This window comes from Williamsia sp. (assembly GCF_016462415.1).
Classification (GTDB): Bacteria; Actinomycetota; Actinomycetes; order Mycobacteriales; family Mycobacteriaceae; genus Williamsia_A.
The window spans coordinates 2,192-22,138 of the sequence record NZ_JAEMTF010000004.1 but is presented as its reverse complement, the minus strand read 5'-3'; the positions used below and the strand labels follow the sequence as shown (position 1 = coordinate 22,138).

The following is a 19,947-nucleotide window of genomic DNA, read 5'->3' as shown; positions in this document are numbered from 1 at the left end:
GTCGGCGTGAGCAACAGCTCCTCGAGGGCGAGGATCAGGCGTTCGGTCGGCTCGGTGGCCCCGTTCGCGATCACCCACCGCCGCACCACCCGTCGACGGATCGGCGACGCCGTGTCCGCGAGCGCGTCCGCCGCGAGCCGGTCGCCGCGAGCGGCCACGCCGAAGGTCCGCGCTGCGAGGTCGTCCAGGAGATCGGAGTCGGCGCGCAGTTGCGTCGCGGTGCGGGCCAGCGCCGACGCCACCCCGCCCTGCAGGACGTCCTCGAGCAGCGGCAACACCTCGGTGCGCAGCCGGGAACGGGTGAACCGTGGGTCACTGTTGTGCGGGTCGACGTGCGGTGTGACACCGAGTTCGGCGCACGCGGCCACCGTCGTCGACCGCCGCAGCTCGAGCAGCGGGCGACCCCAGGGCGCCGCCCAGCCGACCATGCCCGCGATCGAGCGTGGACCCGAACCACGGGCGAGGCCGAGCAACACGGTCTCGGCCTGGTCGTCGAGGGTGTGGGCGAGCAGAACCGGTCGACCGGAACGCATGGAGTCCAGGGCGTCGTAGCGCGCCCGGCGCGCGGCCCCCTCCGGTCCCCCGCCGGCACCGACCTCGACCCGCACCACCGTCGCGGACGCACCGAGCGCCCGTGCGTGAGCCGCCGCGGTACGAGCCACCGCCTCTGAGCCCGCCTGCAGGTCGTGATCGACGACGAGCGCGGTCACCGACAACCCGGCGTGAACCGCACCGGCGGTCAGGGCGAGGGAGTCGGCGCCGCCGGACAACCCGACGCAGACCTCCGGGCCGTCGAGGTGACCATCGGCGAACGTGCGCACCGCACGGGCGATCTCGGCGGTTCGGTCGCCGAGAAGCCCCGAGCCGGTCATGACTAGAGGACGCGGTCGATCCATCGGCGCGGCTCGTCGATCTCCTCGGGTCGCGGCATCGTGTCGGGCCCGGACCAGATGGCGTTGAAACGGGTCATGCCCACGGTGGCGACCACCTCGTCGGTGAACGCCTTGCCCCGGATGTACTGCGCGAGTTTGGCATCCATCCCGATCAGCGACCGGATGATGCGTTGCACCGGGTTCTGCGGACGTGTACGGCGGGCGTCGAACGCTGCCCGGATCGTCTCGACGGTCGGGACCTGCGCGGGTCCCACCGCGTCCATCACGTGGTCGGCGTGTCCCTCGAGCAGGGTGCCGAGCATCATCAGACGTGTGAACGCCTCGTACTGCTCGGGCGTCTGCAGCAGCTGCATCGCGCCCATGACGCCCTTCTCACGGGGCTTGCCGGATCGCAGCGCCGACGAGATCCGGTTCACCAGTTCGGCTCCCGATTCGCCGGTGTCCTCGCTGAGCTGCGCGATGTTGTCGAGCATGTAGCCGCGCAACCAGGGGTTGGCGGAGAACTGGACGCGATGGGTGACCTCGTGCAGGCAGACCCACAGCCGGAAGTCCGACGGCACCACCTTCAGCGACCGCTCGACCGCGATGATGTTGGGCGTCACCAACATCAGCACCCCGTCGGCGCCGGTCTGCGGATCCGCGGTGAACGGGTCGTACTGACCGAGGATCGCGCCGGACATGAAGGCGAGCAGACCGCCGGCCTGTATGCCGCTGATCCGGCCCGCGATGCCGGGCTTGCCCACCGGCTCGCCGCCGCCGAGCATCGCCGACATCGACTGCGCCGCGGCGCCGATCCATTCGCCGCGATCGAGGACGGTGGCCGCGGGTACGGGCAGTCCGTCGGCGAGACCGGTGACGGCACGGACCGGGGCCTCGGCCGCGGCGGCCGAGGCCGCCAGCTCCGCCCGCGCGGCGTCGAGGGTGTACGAGGTGGTGATCGGGCCCGGCCGGGCGACCCGGCGACCCACCGACGCCGCCAGAGACCAGTCGATCCGGGCGCCCGGGGGTGTGGGGCCGTCGGTGCTCATCGGCACCCGCAGCCGCGCAGCGCGGTCACCAGTGCGTCGAGTGCCGGTCGGGCGGCGTTCGGGTCGGTGCCGTTCGACATCATCGCGAATGTGAGCACGCGGTTCTCCTTCGTCTGCACGATCCCCGCCAGGGTGTTGACGCCGGTGAGCGTCCCGGTCTTGGCGCGGATCCACCCGGCCCCCGACACCCCGCCGGAACCCGCGGTGGCGAAGCGGTCGGCCAGGGTGCCCGTCGCTCCGGAGATGGGCAGCATCTCCAGCAACGGCCTCAGCTTCGCGTCGCCCGTGCCCGCCGCGGCCCGCAGGATGCCATCGAGTGTCGACGCCGGGATGCGGTCGTCGACCGAGAGTCCGTTGGTGTCCTTGAGCGCGACCCCGTTCATGCTCGCGCCGGCCGACGCCAGGACCGAGGTGACCGCGGCGACGCCACCGTCGAGGCTGGACTGGCCGCCGGTGGCCTGCGCGACCTCGATGGCCATCGTCTCGGCCAGCACGTCGTCGCTGTCGCCGAGCATGTCGCGCAGTCGGGTCTCCAGCGGCGCCGATCGCACGGAGGCCAGCACGCGGGCGTTCGGGGTGGCGGTCCCGGTCGAGACCGTGTCGGCGGGCACCCCGAGGTCGACCGCGAGCGCGGTCGCCGCGGCCATCGCCGGTGTCGGGGTGCGCGGCGAGTACAGCTCGGAGGGATTGATGCGGCCGGAATCGGTCATCACCGACTGGATCGGCGCGATGCTGCCGCCGGCGATGTCGGCGACCTCCCAGCTCGGCGCGAGTGCGGCGCCGGTGTACAGCGAGGTGTCCACGGCCACCGAGGTGACGGTGGTGCCGCTGCGTTTGATCTGGTCGGCGAGGTCGGAGATGCGCGCGGCGTCGGTGAAGAAGGTGTCGGTGCCCGACGGCTGCGACGACAGCGTGGGGTCGCCCGCTCCGACCAGCACGACCTGACCGTTCTCACCGGCGACGACGTTCGTGGTGATGCGTTTGTCCAGCGGCAGCGTCAGCAGGGCCGCGGCGCCGGTGAGGACCTTGGTGGTCGACGCCGGGACCATCGCGCGGTCGGGCGAACGTGACCAGAGGGTCTGCCCGGTGATGGCGTCGGAGATCTCCCCGGTCAGCTCACCGAGCGCCGGGTTGCGCAGGGCCGAGGCGATCTGCGCGGTGATCCCGCCCGCGGTCGGCTCGGGGGCGTCGGCGGCGACCGCCCGGACCGCCGGATCGGCCGAGACCAACGGGGGTCGGACCGGGGCGTTCGACGCGGTCGTCGAACCGCCGGTGTCCACGGCCAGGGCCACCACCACGAGGACGGCGGCGACCACCACGATCGCCAGCACGGGGACAACGGTCCACCACACGCTCACGCGTCTGACCCGTCGTGCGTTCACGCGGCTCCCCTTCGAACTTCACTCGTCGTCTCGTATCGCACCGCCCGCGGTCGGCGCACCGTCAACCAACAGTATCGTTGACTCGTTTCGAGAACCTGGTGGCCGAGCGATCGGCCGCTTCCCCACCAGCTAGGAGGACGCGTCGTGGAGTTCGACGTCACCATCGAGATCCCCAAGGGCCAGCGCAACAAGTACGAGGTCGATCACGAGACCGGCAAGGTCTATCTGGACCGCTACCTCTACACCGCGTTCGGCTACCCGGCCGATTACGGGTTCATCGACAACACCCTCGGTGAGGACGGCGACCCGCTGGACGCGATGGTGCTGCTGCCCGAGTCGGTGTTCCCCGGGGTCATCGTGCGCGGACGCATCGTCGGCATGTTCCGGATGACCGACGAGGCCGGCGGCGACGACAAGCTGCTCTGCGTGCCCGCGAAGGACGTCCGCTGGGACCACATCCAGGACATCGGCGACGTCTCGACGTTCGAGCTCGACGCGATCGCCCACTTCTTCGAGCACTACAAGGACCTCGAGCCTGGCAAGGACGTCACCGCCGGCGGCTGGACCGGCAAGGCCGAGGCCGAGAAGGTCGCCGAGGAGGCCATCGCGCGCCTCAAGGAGCACCCGGACGAGGTCGCCGAGCCCGCTCGCGGCTGACGCCTTCCCCACCTGACGACTCGACCCCGACGGTTGCGCACCGTCGGGGTCGAGTCGTTCGTGGGTGACCCGTGGTCAGGCCTCGTGCCGTCCCGGGTTCTCCTCGGAACCGCCGAGCGGTGGCACGTTCTCGGCGCCGGGCGCCCGTCCCACCTCGTGGCGGCCCGGGCCCGCGGTGTCCTCGTGGCGACCGTGATCGGGAGCAGGCGCCGCGTCGGCGACCGATTCGGCAACGGACACGTTCCCCTGCGAGACGCTGCCGGCGTTCGCGTCGTTCAGCGCCTTCTCATCGGCGAGGTCCTGTGCCGCGGCCTGTGATCCGGAGCTGCCGCGCAACGGCACCTCTTTCCAGGTGAAGACCGCGACCAGCGCGATGATCGACATGATCGACACCGACAGGAACACCAGGTCCATCGAGTCGGCGAACCCGATCTTGATGGGCTGGGCGATCGCGTCGGGCAGCTTGTTGATCACCGAGGTGTCGTTGAGCACCGAACCCGAGGCGCCCGCGTTGCCGGATCCGAGTCCCTGTCCGAACTGAGCGACCGTCGGATCGCTGCTCGCGGCCGCCTGCTGCACACCCTGGCGGAATTCTGCTGAGGGCGCGGCCTTCTCGATCTGATCGGCGATGTTCGGGCCCATGGCCGAGAACAGGACCGAGAAGAACACGGCCACACCGAGTGTGCCACCGATCTGACGGAAGAAGGTGGCCGACGAGGTCGAGATGCCCATGTCCTTGGCGGGCAACACGTTCTGCATCGCCAGCGTCAGCGGCTGCATCAGGTTGCCCAGACCGAAGCCGAGGAAGAACGCCATCAGCATGACCAGGTAGATCGAGGTGTCGACGCTGACGTAGTGCATCAGGAACGTGACCACCGTGATCAGCACGACGCCGATCATCGGGAAGATCTTGTAGCGCCCGGTCCGCGAGATCATCTGACCCGACAGGATCGACGCGCTCATCAGACCGACGACCATCGGCAGCAACTGCAGTCCGGCGACGGTCGGGCTCGACCCGCGGATCACCTGGAAGTACTGCGGGAGAATGGAGATCGCGCCGAACATGACCGCGCCGATGACCACCGAGATCACGATGCCCTGGGCGAACACCCTGTTCTTGAAGATGCGCAGCGGGATGATGGCCGCCTCACCCATGATGTGTTCGACCCAGACGAAGGCCGCGACGCCGGCGACACCGACCACGTAACAGATGACGGTCTTGGTGTCGCCCCAACCCCACTCACGGCCCTGTTCGGCGGCGACCAGCAAGGGGACCACGCCGATCGCGAGAGCCGCTGCGCCCCACCAGTCGAGGCGACGCTTGATCCCCTTGATCTGGTTGTAGTCGAGCACCTTGAACACGACGACCAGCGCGATGAGACCGATCGGCACGTTGACCAGGAACACCCAGCGCCATCCGGTGACCCAGAGGATCGACGACTGGCCCGCGAACAGGCCACCGAGCACCGGGCCCAGCACGCTCGAGGTACCGAACACGGCCAGGAAGTAGCCCTGGTACTTGGCGCGCTCTCGCGGCGGGACGATGTCGCCGATGATGGTGAGCGCCAACGAGAACAGACCACCGGCACCGAGACCCTGCAGGGCGCGGTAGCCGGCCAGTTCGTACATCGATGTCGCCGTGGAACACAGCAGCGAACCGATGATGAACAGCGTGATGGCAGTCATGAAGAACGGCTTGCGGCCGTACATGTCGGAGAGCTTGCCGTAGAGCGGCGTGACGATCGTCGAGGTGATGAGGTACGCGGTGGTGACCCACGCCTGCAGCGAGTAGCCGTTCAGATCGTCGGCGATGGTGCGGATGGCGGTGGAGACGATCGTCTGGTCGAGGGCGGCGAGGAACATGCCGATCATCAACCCGCCCATGATCGTCAGGATCTGACGATGGGTCAGGCCGCCCGGATCCTTGTCCGACGCGACCGCGGCCGCGGCCCCTCTCGACACTGCTGCGTCCTGACTCATCGTGTTGCCTCTTCGTGTCGTGGTTGATCTGGTGTGACGGTGTCGTCGACCCGGTTCGCGAGCACCTCGGCAGCGTCGACGAATCGGGACATCAAGTGGGTGAGGTTGTCGATCTCGTCGTCGGAGAACTCGTCGAGCATGGCCTCGAGCGCGTGCAACCGGTGCTTGCGTACGGCCTCGACCTGACGGTTGCCCGTGTCGGTGAGGACCAGGATCGTCGCGCGGCCGTCGCGGGGGTCGGCTTCACGTCGGACGTAGCCGAGGTCGACGAGGTGGGCGATGTGCCTGCTGACGGTGGAGGGGTCGGCGAAGATCTGCTCGGCCAACTCACCCGAACGCAGGGGTGCGATCGCGAGCCGGAACATACACTGATAGGCCGCGGTCTCGACGATCCCTTCCGGGGTCTTGAGCTTGGTGACGGCGAGCCGTTCCTTGATCCGCCCGTACCGCGAGAGCACCGCGATGAGTTCGTCGACATGCGAGAGACGCGACATTGATTCTCACCTCGAATGAGTTTCCGGTTACAACTACTTGAACCGTGCAAGTATGCGCCCGTCGTCGTGGCGAGTGCAAACAGGACATTCGCGACGCGGGCATGTGCCGTCACGGTGCTCCGCACGCGCCTCAGTAACCTTGTGCGTCGTGACCACCTCTGCCGCAGCCTCGCCCACCCCGTCCTCGCGACCGGACTTCACCGCGATGCCCGACCTCGCGCTGCGCACCCTCGGCGGGGCCGCGGTGTGGACCAACGACGACCTGTTCGCCGAGGTCGAGAACCTCATCACCGCGGCACCGGCCGAGTACCGCCCGTCGACGTTCGGCCACCGCGGCCAGATCTACGACGGCTGGGAGACCCGACGTCGGCGGCCGCCGGCCGGCAGCGGACCGGGCGCCCCGACCGGTGTGGATCAGGCCATCGTGCGGTTGGGCGTCCCCGGGATCATCCACGGCGTCGTCGTGGACACCTCGTGGTTCGTCGGCAACTATCCGCCGTACATCTCGGTCGAGGCCGCGACCGTCGAGGGGCACCCCAGCGCCGACGAGGTCGCCCAGACGGCGCAGTGGCAGACCATCGTCGAGCGCAGCGAGGTCGGCGGTGACCGGGCGAATCCGTTCGCGGTCGAGTCGAAGGACCTCTTCACCCACGTCCGGTTGTCGATCTATCCCGACGGCGGTGTCGCCCGGCTCCGCGTGCACGGGCGCGGCGTCCCGGACCCGGCCCTGTTGGGGCACGGCAGTTTCGACCTGGCCGCACTCGAGAACGGCGGCATGATCACCGACTGTTCCAACATGTTCTACGGCTCACCGAACAACCTGCTGATGCCCGGACGCGCACGGTCGATGGGTGAGGGATGGGAGACCTCGAGGCGCCGCGACGACGGCAACGACTGGGTGCAGGTGCGTCTGGCCGACGAGGGCGTGCCCGGCCTCGTCGAGCTCGACACCAGTTACTTCCTCGGCAACGCCCCCGGCGCGGCGCGCGTGCAGGGGCGCAACGGCGACGGCGAGTGGTTCGACGTGCTCGAACACAGTGTGCTGCAGCCCGACACACGGCACCGCTTCGTCGTCGACGGCGTCGGCCCGATGACCGAGGCCCGGGTGGACATCTACCCCGACGGGGGCATGGCGCGCTTCCGACTCTTCGGTGCGCTCACCGACGCCGGGCGGGCGGAGGTCGACCGACGCTGGTCATCGGGCGACAACTGACCTGCTGCGCCGGGAGTCGATCAGGCGGCGCGACGAGCCGAGGACTCGCGCAGGCGCGGCAGCACCTGATCGGCCACGAGCACGGCCGTGGCCAGGCCGTCGATCGGTGTGATGATCACCGCGTCGGCGACCTCGGCGACGTAGAGGTCCTCGATCAGCGTGCGCAGACCGTTGGGCGTTCCGACGTAGCGCAGGGTGTCCGACGTGAGGGTCTCGCCACGGCGCAGTAGCTCCGCACGCGCGGTGGACGCCTCGGGCGCGATGAGCGCCTCCACCTCGAGGGCGACCACGAGATCGGCCGGGTCGTCGACGGCGTCGGCACGCAGGCGGGCCCGTTCACGGATCGACTCGCTCAGCGTCGAACGACGGATGCGCACGACACGTGCGGGGTGGGCGTCGGCCGGCCGCGGACCGCTCCACGCGATGGGGTGGTCCTCACCGTCGATCGCGACGGTGAGTTCGGGGCGGAGCCGGGCGGTGGTGGTCATCTGGAGCCTTCCGATGCTGTCGCGGTGAGTTCCCGCAGTGCGTAGAGGAGTCGGTCGATGTCGTCGGCGCCGGTTCCCAGTCCGAAGCTGACGCGGACCGCCCCCTCGGGGTGACCCAGATGGTTCAACAACGGATGGGCGCAGAACCGTCCATCGCGGACGCCGATGCCGTGGGAGTCGTTGAGGAACTCGGCCACCGCACGGGGGGTCCGTCCGGCGACGGTGAACGCGGCGATGCCCACGCGGTCGGAGGCGTCGGACCAGATCGAGAGCGGCTCGACCCCGGAGATCGAGTCGAGGCCGGCGTCGAGGCGGCAGCGCAGCGCGTGCTCGTGCAGGCCGATGCGCTCGTGGCCGAGGTCGGTGATCGCGTCGCAGGCCGCGGCGATCGCGACCGCTCCGAGCACGTTCGGAGTGCCCGCCTCGTGGCGCGCCGGACCGGAGGCCCACTGCACGCCGGTGTCGGAGCCGTCGTCGTCCGCCGCGTCGACACCGCGGACGTCCAGGGTCGCTCCCCCGCCCGCGAGGTAGGGCACCGATGCGTCGAGCCAGTCGCCGCGTCCGGCCAGTACGCCGCAGCCGAAGGGGGCGTAGAGCTTGTGACCGGAGAACACGAGGTAGTCGATGCCGTGGCTGACCATGTTCAGCGCGCGGTGCGGGGCAAGCTGGGCAGCGTCGACCAGGATGCGGGCACCGGCGCTGTGCGCCATGTCGGCGAGGGTGTGCAGCGGCAGGACCTCGCCGGTGACGTTGGATGCGCCGGTCACGGCCAGCAGTGCCGCGGGCGAACGCTGCAGTTCCTCGGAGAGTGCGGTGATCGTCTCGGCGAGCGTGGGTCGGCAAGCGACCACGCGGGCCCCGGAGCGCTTCCACGGCAACAGGTTCGCGTGGTGCTCGATGTCGAGGACGACGGTGTCGCCGGGGGTCGCACCGGCGAGCAGGTTGATCGCATCGGTGGTGTTGCGGGTGAAGATCACGTGGTCGTCGGCGCGGGCCCGGATGAACCTGCGCACCGAGACCCGCGCCTTCTCGTACCGATCGGTGGTCAGCTGCGACAGGTACCCGGCGCCGCGGTGGACACTGGCGTACTGCGGCAGCGCCTGGGCGATCTCTGCGGCCACGGCCGACAGGGCCGGCGCGCTGGCCGCGTAGTCGAGATTGACGTAGCGCACCGAGCGACCGCTGCCGTCGAGTGCGGTGGTGATGTCGGCACCCACCAGATCGGCGATCGGGCCGGGGCCGGCCGGCGCGGTCCGCCGCACACGAACGGGTTCGAAGAACGCGTCGGCACGCGGGAACGTGATGGGGGTGGGGGCTACAGCTGTCATCGGGCAGTCCTCTCGAGTCTTCGGACCCTCGAGGAGTCCGCGCTTGCACACGCCGGTCTCGTACGTGTGCCTGGTCGTCACCCGGAGCACCCCACCGCGGTTGGAGGGTTGCCGATCAGCAAGCCGGGGCTGTGCGCTGATACTCATGACCTGGGAGAAGGATGATCGCCGACCAGGGGTGGTGTCAATCGAGGTGTGGCGCGCGCCACATCTCCCGGGCCGAGGCGGTGCGCCGTCGTGGGCGGAATTGCGGTCACGGTGATCGCAAAGCCCCCGGGTAGCGTTGCCGGTGTGTCCTTCCACCTGTCCCGACCGCACGGATCGGTCCGCGCGGGCGCGCCCGTGGCGCAGTTCTCCTCGGCCGCCGACGCCGTCGCCGCGATCGCGGCGGGGCGAGCGACGAGGCATCGGATCGCGGTGGTCGGTGCGTTGTCGTTCGATGCGGCCGCTCCCGATGCACTCGTCGCGGTCGCCGGCCTCGAGCACGGTGACCCGTCATCGGCCGACGCCGAACCGCTGTCGGTGCCGATGACCCTGACCGCCTCGGTCCCCACCCCCGAGGTCCATCGCGAGCGGGTCGCGGCCGTCATCGACCGCATCGTCGCCGGCGACGCCGACAAGGTGGTGCTCGCTCGCTCGATCGAGATGCACGCGGCGGCCGACGTCGCCATCGACGACGTGGTCGCCGCGTTGGCCGCGGGCAACCACGAGCGCAACGGTTTTCGCGTCGATCTCACCCCGGCCGGCGCGGGCTTCGTCGGACACACCCTGGTGGGCGCGAGCCCGGAGTCATTGGTGCGCAAGACCGGTGACCGCGTCACGTGCCGGCCCTACGCCGGATCGGCGCCCCGCTCGGCCGATCCCGACGTCGACTCGGCGCGGGCGGCGGCGCTGCTGGCGTCGGCAAAGGACCACTACGAACACCAGATCGTGGTCGCCTATCTGACGTCGGTACTCGCCCCGCTGTGCACGACGTTGTCGGTGCCCGACGAGCCGATCCTGCTGAGCACCGGCGAGATGTGGCATCTCGCAACACCGATCGAGGGGGTGCTGCGCGATCCGGAGGCGACGTCGCTCGACCTGGCGATGCAGCTGCACCCGACCCCGGCGATCTGCGGCACCCCCACCGAGGCCGCGCGCACGATGATCCTCGAGACCGAGGAACCTCGCGGCTTCTATGCCGGGGCGATCGGGTGGTGCGACACCGACGGTGACGGCGAGTGGATGGTCAGCATCCGGTGCGCTGAGGTGTCACCGGACCGGCGAACGATCCGCGCCTGGTCCGGCGGTGGCATCGTCGCACAGTCCGATCCTGCGGAGGAGCTGGCCGAGACGTCGGCGAAGTTCGCCACGGTGCTCCGGGCCCTGGGCTGTCCCGACCTGCTCACCTGACCCGTCCGTGCCCAACTGGCGCGTTTAAATGCCCAACTGGCGGGGTTGCCTGCCCACCCGGCGGGGTGTCAGACGATCTCGTCGACCGGGACGGCGCCCTGGCGACGACGCTCGCGCCACCATGCGACCGCGAAGTAGGCCAGGACCAGCACGCCGACGATCAGGCCGCCGTAGAGCAACAACCGCGCACCGACCGCGGCACCGACGAGGTAGCCGAGCATCCCGACCGCGATGACCCACACCAGCCCGCCGATGACGTTGGCGGTGAGATAGAGCTTCACCGGCATCCGCGACATCCCCGCGACGAACGGCGTCAATGTGCGGACGTACCCGATCCATCGCGCCGCGATGACCGCGGGGATGCCCCGGTGTTTGACCGCCTGCGACACCTTGTCCCACCGTTGCGCACCGATCCTCCGACCGAAGCGGGAGTTGACCACCCGCGGCCCGAAGTGTCGACCCAACGTGAAACCCGTTGCGTCACCGGCGATCGCGGCGACACAGGCACCCGCGATGAGCCACCCGATGTTGGTCGATCCGATCGCGGCGGCGACGCCACCGGTCAGCAGGGCGGTCTCGCCGGGCAGCACCAGCCCGAGCAACGCGGCCGACTCGGTGTAGACCAACGTCCACACCAGCAGGTACACCACCCACGGCGGAGTCGTCTCGATGACGCTGATCAGCCAATCGATCACCGACTGCATCGCCGAGACCTCCTGGCTACAGGGCCTGGTTCAGGTCGCCGACGAGATCCTCGACGCCCTCCAGGCCCACCGAGAGTCGGACGACGCTGTCCGAGAGTCCGATCGCGGCGCGCCCGTCGGGCCCCATCGCCCGGTGCGTGGTGGTCGCAGGATGGGTGATCAGCGACTTCGAGTCACCCAGGTTGTTGGAGATGTCGACGATCGCGAGCTTGTCGAGCACCTCGAAGGCGCGCAGCTTGCCGGTGACGTCGTCGCGGTCGTTGAGTTCGAACGTGACCACGGTGCCGCCACCGGTCATCTGGGACGTCGCCAGCTCGTATTGCGGGTGTGATTGCAGGAACGGGTATTTCACCCATTTGACCCGTGGGTCGTCCTCGAGGAACTGCGCGATCCGCAACGCCGAGGCGGTCGACGCGTCGACCCGCAGGCGCAGGGTCTCGAGCCCCTTGAGCAGCGTCCACGCGTTGAACGGGCTCATGGCCGGACCGGTGTGCCGCATCAGCGTCTGCACGGGGCCGTCGATGTACTCCTTCGACCCGAGTACCGCGCCGCCCATCACCCGGCCCTGGCCGTCGATGTGCTTGGTGCCGGAATAGACCACGACATCGGCTCCGAGTTCGAAGCCGCGCTGCAGCAGCGGCGTCGCGAACACGTTGTCCAACACCACCTGCGCGCCGGCCGCGTGCGCGAGCTCCGACACCTTCGCGACGTCGACGAGCGACTGCATCGGGTTCGACGGCGTCTCGAAGAACACCGCCGTGGTCGGCACCGACAACGCCTCCTCCCACTGCGCGAGGTCCTCGCCGTCGACGAAGACGGTCTCGACACCCCAGCGCGGGAGGATCTCGTTGCACACCACGAAGCACGACCCGAACAGGCTGCGGGCGGCGACCAACCGGTCACCCGCCTTCAGCAGCGCACCCAACGAGACGAACACCGCGGCCATCCCGCTGGCCGTCGCGAAACACGCCTCGGCGCCGTCGAGCAGTCGCAGACGTTCCTGGAACATCGCGACCGTGGGGTTGCCGTACCGGCTGTAGACGAAGCGCTCGTCCTCTCCGGTGAACGCCCGTTCGGCCGCGGCGGCCGAGGAGTAGACGTAGCCCGAGTTGAGGAACATCGCCTCGGAGGTCTCGTCGAATCCCGATCGCATGAGACCGCCACGGACCCCGATCGTCTCCGGGGACACACCGGGTGGCAGGTCACGACCCTGCCCGATCACGACTGACGCCAGGGCAGTCCCTGTGCCTTCCAACCGACGACACCGCGATGCCCGTTCGCATCGGTCGCGCCCTCGAAGCCCTCGCTGATGTTGTAGGCCTTCGCGACACCGTCGGCGGTGGCGGTCTGGGCCGCACCGACCGAGCGCTGACCGGACCGACAGAGGAACAACACCTGGTTGTCGTCGGTGACGCCCGCGTCGCGCAGCTGCTCGACGAAGTACTGGTTGCGTTGCCCGTCGGGGAAGCTCACCCACTCGATGAGGATCACTTCCTTGCCGAGCTCGGACAGCTCGGGAACTCCGACGTAGGACCATTCGGCGCGGGTACGGACGTCGACGAGAACCGCGTTCGGGTCCTCGGCGAGGATGTCCCACGCCTGCTGGGGTGTCAGATCGCCTGCGTAACTCACCCCAAAAGAGTGGCACAGACCCGGCGCGCCCCGCACATCAGATTCTCACGGACCCTTCGGTCCGCAGACTTTCCAGTCGTCACCCTGTTTCACCAGCGCCAACGGGAGGATCTGGTTCGACGGGTTCTTGTTGTAGTTCCAGTGCATGTTCGCCGTCGCGGTCGAACCGGTGACCGCCGTCTCGGTGATGTCGGTGACGACGATGTTGCCGTGCTCGTCCCGGGAGCGCTGGGCGGCGTCGCGGAAGGTCGCGGCCGACGGGAACGTCGCCGACTTCTGATCGGTCGCGCAGCTCGCGTCGCGGAACTTGTCGTAGGTGATCGAGTTCTTGGCCGTGTAGTAGTCGTTGATCGCGTGGGTGATCTTGGCGGTGTCGGTGAGCCGCTCGGATGCCGGCCGGACGACGTGGAACAGGCCGATCGCACCGAGGGCGAGGACCACGATCACGACGGCGACGAGAAACGGCCAGGCGGCCTTCCACCCCGGGTCGTCCGGTGCATCCGGTCCGGACGGGTTCACAGAGGAGTCGGTCGTTGCCATGGGCGCGATTCTATCGAGCGGGGCGGCCCGTCCGATTTGCCCCGATCCGAGCGGCGATGTCAGGGTAGAAGTGAGTGCAGCCTTGCCTTAGCTGCACCGCGAACGAAGGAGTACCGATGCACCGTCGCCTGAGCGTCGCCGTCACCGCCCTCGCGGCGAGCCTCGTGCTGGGGGTGAGCGCCGCGTGTTCGGCTCCCGCGGAGGACACCGCCACCGGGAGCTCGGCGTCGGCCGAACCGGGCGCGCTGCCGGTCACCATCGACCACCGCTACGGCTCGACGACGATCGACACCACGGCCGCACGCATCGCGACGCTCGGCCCCGGCGACGCCGACACCCTGCTGGCGCTGGGCATCACGCCCACCACGATGGTGCCGTTCTCCGATCCCACGGAGAAGACCGTCGTGACGCCGTGGAACAAAGACCTGCTCGGCGACAACCGTCCGGTGATCCTCGCGGGCGCCTCGCAGGACCTCGCGAGTGCGGTGACCAAGGCGATCGCCACGAACCCGCAGCTCATCGTCGCGGTGAACAACGCGGTGACGCAGAACGTCTACGACAACCTCGCGAAGGTCACCGACACCATCGTCCGACCGGCGCAGTACGGGGACTGGCAGGTCCCGTGGACCGCCTCGACCACCGAGATCGGCACGGCCGTCGGCAAACCCGAGGAGACGAAGAAGCTCGTCGCCGACACCCAGCAGAAGTTCGCCGACGCGAAGTCGGCCAACCCGCAGTTGGTGGGTCGCACGGGTGCCGTCGTTCTCGGCTCCCCCGGCGGCGGCGTGAGCATCTACAGCCCCGGCGACGGTCGCGGACAGATCCTGGCCAACCTCGGGATGACGTTCCCGGCGTCGCTGAACAGCTCGATCACCAACGGCTTCTACGGATCGATCTCGGATGAGAACCTGAACCTCCTCAACGGTCTCGACAAGCTCGTGGTGACCGATTACGCGGGCTCGACCGAGAAGCTCAAGGCCAACCCGGCGTTCGCCAACCTCGACATCGTCAAGCGCGGCGACGTGGTCTACGTCGACGCCGAGACCGGCAGCGCGATGTCGGTGCCGACGGTGCTCACGATCCCGTGGGTGCTGCAGAAGTTGGTGCCGCAGCTCGCGAGCTGAGCGGCCTCGCCCCGACGTGGGCAAATCCACTCCACCGCGGTTGGCATAGGGTGCATCCCGACGCCTACCGTGGTAGGAGGCCTGCGCGAGCAGTCACCCGTCCCGACAGAAAGTAAGTCTGAGCACATGAGCGCTGAGAACCGTCCGCTGCGAGTCGCCATCGTCGGTGCCGGCCCCGCCGGCATCTATGCCGCGGACGCGCTGATGAAGTCGGACACCGCCAAGGAGCGCGGGGTGAGCATCGACCTGTTCGAGCGGATGCCCGCGCCGTTCGGGTTGATCCGGTACGGCGTCGCGCCGGACCATCCGCGGATCAAGGGCATCATCACCGCCCTGCACAAGGTGCTCGACAAGCCACAGGTCCGTCTGTTGGGCAACGTCGACTACGGCACCGACATCACCCTCGAGGACATGAAGACGTTCTACGACGCGGTGATCTTCTCCACCGGCGCGACCGACGACCGCGCGATGGACATCCCCGGCATCGACCTCGACGGCTCCTACGGTGCCGCGCAGTTCGTCGCCTGGTACGACGGCCACCCCGACTTCCCGCGCACGTGGCCGCTGGAAGCGGAGAAGGTCGCCGTCATCGGCGTCGGCAACGTCGCCCTCGACGTCGCGCGGGTGCTGGCCAAGACCGGTGAGGAACTCCTGCCGACGGAGATCCCGCCGAACGTCTACGAGGGCCTGAAGAACAACAAGGCGATCGAGGTGCACGTCTTCGGACGTCGTGGCCCCGCCCAGGCCAAGTTCACCCCGCTCGAGCTCAAGGAGCTCGACCACTCCCCGACCATCGAGGTCATCGTCGACCCCGAGGACATCGACTACGACGAGGGCTCCGCGGTCGCGCGACGCGGGTCGAAGATCACCGATCAGGTCGCCACGATCATCGAGAACTACGCCATCCGCGAGCCCGGCGATCGCCCGCACAAGCTGTTCCTGCACTTCTTCGAGTCACCCGTGGAGATCCTCGGCGACGACGGCAAGGTCGTCGGACTGCGCACCGAGCGCACCCAGCTCGACGGCACCGGCAACGTCAAGCCGACCGGGAAGATGACCGACTGGGACCTCGGCGCGATCTACCGCGCCGTCGGATACCTGTCGGACAACCTCCCGCAGATCCCGTTCGACGAGCAGGCCGGGGTCATCCCCAACGAAGCCGGACGCATCTTCGACGACGGCAAGCACCTCGTCGGGCTCTACACCACCGGCTGGGTCAAGCGTGGCCCCATCGGTCTGATCGGGCACACCAAGGGCGACGCGAACGAGACCGTCGAGTGCATCCTCGACGACATGCGTTCGGAGAACCTCAACGTGCCCGGATCGCCCGAGGAGTCCGCGGTCGTCGAGCTGCTGGAGTCGCGCAGCATCCCGTTCACCACCTGGGACGGCTGGTACCGCCTCGACGAGCACGAGCGCGCACTCGGTGAGGCCGAGGGCCGCGAGCGCGTCAAGGTCGTCGAGCGCGACGAGATGCTCGCCGCCGCCGAGCCCGACAAGGTCACCAAGGCCTGACCTCCCCCCGCACACGACAGCGGCGGCGACCCCCTCTCGGGGATCGCCGCCGTTGGTGTCTGGCCGTGTCCGGGCCGAGGAGCGTCAGTTGCGGTAGTAGCCGATGTTGTCGAACACGTTCTCGCGGATGTCGGAGATCGTGTAGCCGCTGATCGACGACGGGAAGCAGCCGCGCTGCTTGGTGGTGATGTTGAGCCTCTCGCCGGGCTTGAGCGCGGCGGAGAAGCGGCGCTGACCGTTGAACTCCTGCAGCGTGGTGTTGCGCATCGTCACACCGCCGACGTTGGTGGCGGTCATCGAGCGGACCAGCGTGCCCACGAACTCGGTGCGGTCGCAGTAGACGACACCGGTCAGGCGCAGCTCCGGCGGGGCCACGGCGTTGGCCGGGGCCGCGCCGATGATGCCGGCGGTACCGACCGCGGCCGTCGCCAGGGTCGCAGCCGCGACTCGCTTGAGGTTGTGCACATTCATCTTCATGGGTGTCCCACCTTCGTCATTCAGCCGTCGTTGGTCGAATCAGCCGCCCGTCTCGACGTCACGGCCGATCCGCTACGTCTCAAGTGCAATGCACGGCTACCGGTTGCATCGGCAAATAGATCAAATCGGTTACCAATGATCGCCGAATTGTTACTTAGGGTACCCTTGCTGAGACTCCGAACGGGGCGTGAAAGCGAGCAGTCGATTGTCCTCAGCGGTCCCCCGCCGACGCGTCACCGGTGTCGTCGTACTCGTGGTCGTGCTGCTCGCACTCGTGGTCGCCTCCGTCGCGATCGGGTCGCGTGCACTGGGCCTGGGCGAGGTGTGGGACGCGTTGTTCGCCCCGCAGGACGCCGCCGACGACATCGTCGGCATCGTGCGTGACCTCCGTATCCCGCGGACCGCGTTGGGCGTGGCCGTCGGTCTGGCCATTGGCGCCGCGGGAGCCCTCACACAAGCCCACACCCGCAACCCGCTGGCCGACCCCGGACTGCTCGGGGTGAACGCAGGCGCGGCCTGCGCGGTGGTCACCGGCGTCTACCTGCTCGGCATCAGCACCCCCATCGAGTACATGGGCTTCGGGTTGCTCGGGGCGGTGGTGGCCGCCGGTCTGGTCTTCGGCGCCGCGGCGCTGACCCGCGGAGCATCCCCGATCACGCTGGTCCTCGCGGGCACCGGGCTGTCGGCGATGTTGCTGGCCATCACCTCGGCCATCGTCCTCACCGACACCGCGTCGTTGGACGCCTGGCGGTTCTGGAACGTGGGGTCGGTGACCGGGCGCGGCACCGACGTCCTCTACGCGGCTGCCCCCTTCATCGCGATCGGTCTGGTGCTCGCCCTCGGCAGCGGCTTCTTCCTCAATGTGCTCAGCCTGGGCGACGACATGAGCCGCTCGCTCGGATCGCGGATCGCGGTGGTGCGCATCGTCGGCATCGCCGCGATCACCCTGCTGGCCGGGGCAGCCACCGCGGCATGCGGGCCGATCGTGTTCCTCGGTCTCGTCGTGCCGCACCTCGCGCGGTTCATCGTCGGGCCCGACTACCGCTGGGTGGTCCCGTACTCGGCCCTGCTCGGCGCGATCATGCTGCTCGTCTCCGACGTCATCGGCCGGGTCATCGCGCGTCCCGGCGAGATCCAGGCGGGTGTGGTGTTGGCCGTGCTGGGGGCGCCGTTCCTGATCAAGCTCGTCCGGGCCCGACGTCTGGTGGCGGTGTGAGCGCGACCGCGGCCGACCGCACGGCGACCACACCCCCGGTCGACGAGGTACGGCCGACCCTGCGTCGCCACGTCCTGCGTGTCGGGCCGGCGTCGTTCCTCGTGCGACCGCGGGTCGTCGTGGTCGGTGTCGTGACCACGGTCGTCGCACTGGTGTTGTTCGCGCTCAGTGTCGGAACCGGCGACTACCCGCTCGGTCCCCTCGACGTGGGACGCATCCTGCTCGGCGGCGGCACCCGGGTGGAGAACGTCGTCGTCTTCGACGTCGCCCTGCCGCGCGCGCTGATCTCCGTCCTCGTGGGAATCGGGTTCGGCGCCTCGGGCGCGCTGACACAGACCATCGCCCGCAACCCGTTGGCCACGCCGGACGTCCTCGGCATCACCGCGGGCGCCAGCACCGCGGCCGTCGCCGCCATCGCGTTCGGGTCGAGCTGGGGGTCGTGGTTCGCCGACATCGGCATCCCGGCGGCCGCCCTCGTCGGCGGTGCGCTGGCCGCGGCGCTGATGTACCTGCTGGCCTGGCGCGGCGGGATCGACGCCTTCCGGCTCGTGCTCATCGGTGTCGCCCTGACCTGGGTGTTCCAGGCACTGACCGGTTATGCGCTGACACGCGCCGACATCAACGACGTCGGACGTGCCCAGCGGTGGCTGGTCGGGTCGGTGTCGGACGCGTCGTGGTCGTCGGTGGTGCCGGTGGCGATCACGCTCGCTGTTTCCGCGGTCGTGTTGGCGTTCGTCAACCGCGCGATGTCCACGCTGAGCCTGGGTCGCGACATGGCCCAGGGACTCGGCGTGCGCGCCGACCCCGTCTCGGCGCTGGGTCTCGTCGTCGCGGTGGCCATGGCGGCGAACTGCGTCTCGGCCGCCGGCCCCATCGCGTTCGTCGCCCTGCTCGCCCCGCAGATCGCGCTGCGCATCGCCCGGGTCGCCACGCCGCCGCCGCTGGTGAGCGGGCTCATCGGCGCGGTCCTCGTCGTCGGTGGTGATCTGCTGTGTCGGCACTGGCTGCCCGACGGCATCCCCGTGGGTGTCGTGACCGCGGGCGTGGGCGGGCCGTTCCTGATCTACCTGATGATCGCCGTATCCCGAAAGGCCTCCGCATGAGCACCGTCGACACGCACGCCACGTCGGCACCGGCCGACCGTCTCTCCGCTACGGGACTGACGGTGGGCTACGCCGCCGACCCGGTGATCACCGACCTCGACGTCACCATCCCGACCGGTCAGGTCACCACGGTCATCGGGCCGAACGGCTGCGGCAAGTCGACACTGTTGCGCACCCTGGGCCGGCTGCTCACCCCACGCGCGGGGACGGTCATCCTCGACGGCGCCGACATCGCGTCGCGCAAGTCCAAGGACGTCGCGCGCACCCTGGGACTGCTCCCGCAGAATCCCGTTGCGCCGCAAGGGCTCACGGTCATCGACCTCGTCTCCCGCGGACGCCATCCGCATCAGTCCTGGTACCGCCAGTGGTCGCGCGACGACGAGAAGGCGGTCGCACACGCCCTGGATCTGACGTCGACGACCGAGTTGGCCGACCGCGCGGTCGACTCGCTGTCGGGCGGTCAGCGTCAGCGCGTGTGGATCGCGTTGACGCTGGCCCAGGAAACCGATCTGGTGATGCTCGACGAGCCGACGACGTTCCTCGACCTGGCCCACGCCGTCGACGTGCTCGACCTCGTCCACGACCTCAGCGCCGAGCACGGCAAGACGGTCGTGATGGTGCTGCACGACCTCAATCTGGCTGCCCGGTACAGCGATTCGCTGGTCGTGATGCGCGACGGCGCGATCATCCGCGAGGGTGCCCCGAGCGACGTCATCACATCCGAGCTGCTCGAGGCCGCGTTCGGCCTGCAGTCGATGGTCCTCACCGACCCGGTGTCGGG

20 protein-coding genes and 1 riboswitch are annotated in these 19,947 nt (G+C 69.2%); of the genes, 8 read left to right on the top strand and 12 right to left on the bottom strand.

Translation table 11 applies throughout. The annotated features are described in order from the left end of the window. The 3 genes from tilS to dacB all read right to left on the bottom strand — a co-directional run. Nucleotides 1-872 (bottom strand): tRNA lysidine(34) synthetase TilS (gene tilS / locus JHC79_RS01775; protein WP_296388150.1); only part of this gene is annotated, 872 nt, incomplete at its 3' end. Nucleotides 873-874: 2 nt separating this feature from the next. Beyond that, on the bottom strand, nucleotides 875-1,921 hold the full coding sequence (locus tag JHC79_RS01770; protein WP_296388149.1) for a zinc-dependent metalloprotease: 1,047 nt from the start codon (nucleotides 1,919-1,921) through the stop codon (nucleotides 875-877). After that, nucleotides 1,918-3,279, bottom strand: a complete 1,362-nt coding sequence (gene dacB, locus JHC79_RS01765) for a D-alanyl-D-alanine carboxypeptidase/D-alanyl-D-alanine-endopeptidase (RefSeq protein ID WP_296388148.1) — start codon at nucleotides 3,277-3,279, stop codon at nucleotides 1,918-1,920. The genes JHC79_RS01770 and dacB overlap by 4 nt, the downstream gene beginning before the upstream one ends. Nucleotides 3,280-3,447: 168 nt before the next feature. Here dacB and JHC79_RS01760 point away from each other — a divergent pair, with 168 nt between their 5' ends. Further along, nucleotides 3,448-3,960, top strand: coding sequence for an inorganic diphosphatase (locus JHC79_RS01760; protein WP_296388147.1), 513 nt, complete (start codon nucleotides 3,448-3,450; stop codon nucleotides 3,958-3,960). A gap of 75 nt (nucleotides 3,961-4,035) precedes the next feature. Here the strand turns inward: JHC79_RS01760 and JHC79_RS01755 are convergent, their stop codons facing one another. Together JHC79_RS01755 and JHC79_RS01750 are read right to left on the bottom strand one after the other, a co-directional pair. After that, the gene (locus tag JHC79_RS01755; protein WP_296388146.1) at nucleotides 4,036-5,940 is read right to left on the bottom strand and encodes an MDR family MFS transporter; all 1,905 of its coding nucleotides are present in this window, start codon (nucleotides 5,938-5,940) and stop codon (nucleotides 4,036-4,038) included. Further along, entirely contained in the window at nucleotides 5,937-6,434 is a 498-nt protein-coding gene (locus tag JHC79_RS01750) for a MarR family transcriptional regulator (RefSeq protein ID WP_296388145.1), read from the bottom strand. The genes JHC79_RS01755 and JHC79_RS01750 overlap by 4 nt, the downstream gene beginning before the upstream one ends. Nucleotides 6,435-6,639: 205 nt before the next feature. On the opposite strand from JHC79_RS01750, the gene alc reads away from it, so the two are divergent. Further along, entirely contained in the window at nucleotides 6,640-7,647 is a 1,008-nt protein-coding gene (alc, locus tag JHC79_RS01745; RefSeq protein ID WP_296388227.1) for an allantoicase, read from the top strand. Between the two features lie 20 nt (nucleotides 7,648-7,667). Here alc and JHC79_RS01740 read toward each other — a convergent pair whose 3' ends face one another. Together JHC79_RS01740 and JHC79_RS01735 are read right to left on the bottom strand one after the other, a co-directional pair. Next, nucleotides 7,668-8,135: a hypothetical protein gene (locus tag JHC79_RS01740; protein WP_296388144.1), complete on the bottom strand. Its 468-nt coding sequence runs from the start codon at nucleotides 8,133-8,135 to the stop codon at nucleotides 7,668-7,670. Next, the gene (locus JHC79_RS01735) at nucleotides 8,132-9,463 is read right to left on the bottom strand and encodes an aminotransferase class V-fold PLP-dependent enzyme (RefSeq protein WP_296388143.1); all 1,332 of its coding nucleotides are present in this window, start codon (nucleotides 9,461-9,463) and stop codon (nucleotides 8,132-8,134) included. Before JHC79_RS01735 ends, JHC79_RS01740 begins: the two co-directional genes overlap by 4 nt. Nucleotides 9,464-9,497: 34 nt before the next feature. Further along, nucleotides 9,498-9,614: riboswitch (SAM riboswitch) on the bottom strand. Nucleotides 9,615-9,754: 140 nt separating this feature from the next. Between JHC79_RS01735 and JHC79_RS01730 the strand changes: the two genes are divergently transcribed. Continuing rightward, a complete protein-coding gene (locus JHC79_RS01730) occupies nucleotides 9,755-10,855 on the top strand; it encodes an isochorismate synthase (RefSeq protein WP_296388142.1) in 1,101 nt (366 codons plus the stop codon). 68 nt (nucleotides 10,856-10,923) lie between these two features. On the opposite strand, the gene JHC79_RS01725 is transcribed toward JHC79_RS01730, so the two are convergent. The 4 genes from JHC79_RS01725 to JHC79_RS01710 are packed head-to-tail and all read right to left on the bottom strand — an operon-like array spanning nucleotide 10,924 to nucleotide 13,731. Next, nucleotides 10,924-11,559: a DedA family protein gene (locus tag JHC79_RS01725; RefSeq protein WP_296388141.1), complete on the bottom strand. Its 636-nt coding sequence runs from the start codon at nucleotides 11,557-11,559 to the stop codon at nucleotides 10,924-10,926. A 16-nt stretch (nucleotides 11,560-11,575) separates the two neighbouring features. Continuing rightward, nucleotides 11,576-12,778 carry an O-succinylhomoserine sulfhydrylase gene (locus JHC79_RS01720; protein WP_296388226.1) on the bottom strand — a complete coding sequence of 401 codons (1,203 nt, stop codon included), beginning with the start codon at nucleotides 12,776-12,778 and terminating at the stop codon, nucleotides 11,576-11,578. Beyond that, a complete protein-coding gene (locus JHC79_RS01715; protein WP_296388140.1) occupies nucleotides 12,778-13,191 on the bottom strand; it encodes a rhodanese-like domain-containing protein in 414 nt (137 codons plus the stop codon). The genes JHC79_RS01720 and JHC79_RS01715 overlap by 1 nt, the downstream gene beginning before the upstream one ends. A 45-nt stretch (nucleotides 13,192-13,236) precedes the next feature. Further along, nucleotides 13,237-13,731, bottom strand: a complete 495-nt coding sequence (locus JHC79_RS01710; RefSeq protein ID WP_296388139.1) for a hypothetical protein — start codon at nucleotides 13,729-13,731, stop codon at nucleotides 13,237-13,239. A 116-nt stretch (nucleotides 13,732-13,847) separates the two neighbouring features. Between JHC79_RS01710 and JHC79_RS01705 the strand changes: the two genes are divergently transcribed. After that, on the top strand, nucleotides 13,848-14,855 hold the full coding sequence (locus JHC79_RS01705; protein ID WP_296388138.1) for an ABC transporter substrate-binding protein: 1,008 nt from the start codon (nucleotides 13,848-13,850) through the stop codon (nucleotides 14,853-14,855). A gap of 126 nt (nucleotides 14,856-14,981) precedes the next feature. After that, nucleotides 14,982-16,370 carry an FAD-dependent oxidoreductase gene (locus tag JHC79_RS01700; protein ID WP_296388137.1) on the top strand — a complete coding sequence of 463 codons (1,389 nt, stop codon included), beginning with the start codon at nucleotides 14,982-14,984 and terminating at the stop codon, nucleotides 16,368-16,370. A gap of 84 nt (nucleotides 16,371-16,454) precedes the next feature. Here the strand turns inward: JHC79_RS01700 and JHC79_RS01695 are convergent, their stop codons facing one another. Next, nucleotides 16,455-16,847, bottom strand: coding sequence for a hypothetical protein (locus tag JHC79_RS01695; protein ID WP_229704836.1), 393 nt, complete (start codon nucleotides 16,845-16,847; stop codon nucleotides 16,455-16,457). A 205-nt stretch (nucleotides 16,848-17,052) separates the two neighbouring features. On the opposite strand from JHC79_RS01695, the gene JHC79_RS01690 reads away from it, so the two are divergent. From JHC79_RS01690 to JHC79_RS01680, 3 genes are all read left to right on the top strand, one after another. Beyond that, nucleotides 17,053-18,063 (top strand): iron chelate uptake ABC transporter family permease subunit, encoded by a 1,011-nt coding sequence (locus JHC79_RS01690; RefSeq protein ID WP_296388136.1) that lies wholly within the window; start codon nucleotides 17,053-17,055, stop codon nucleotides 18,061-18,063. Nucleotides 18,064-18,122: 59 nt separating this feature from the next. Then, complete coding sequence (locus JHC79_RS01685) at nucleotides 18,123-19,166, top strand: iron ABC transporter permease (protein ID WP_296388225.1); 1,044 nt, start codon at nucleotides 18,123-18,125, stop codon at nucleotides 19,164-19,166. Then, nucleotides 19,163-19,947: ABC transporter ATP-binding protein (locus JHC79_RS01680; RefSeq protein ID WP_296388135.1), on the top strand; the 785-nt coding region annotated here is incomplete at its 3' end. The genes JHC79_RS01685 and JHC79_RS01680, both read left to right, overlap by 4 nt.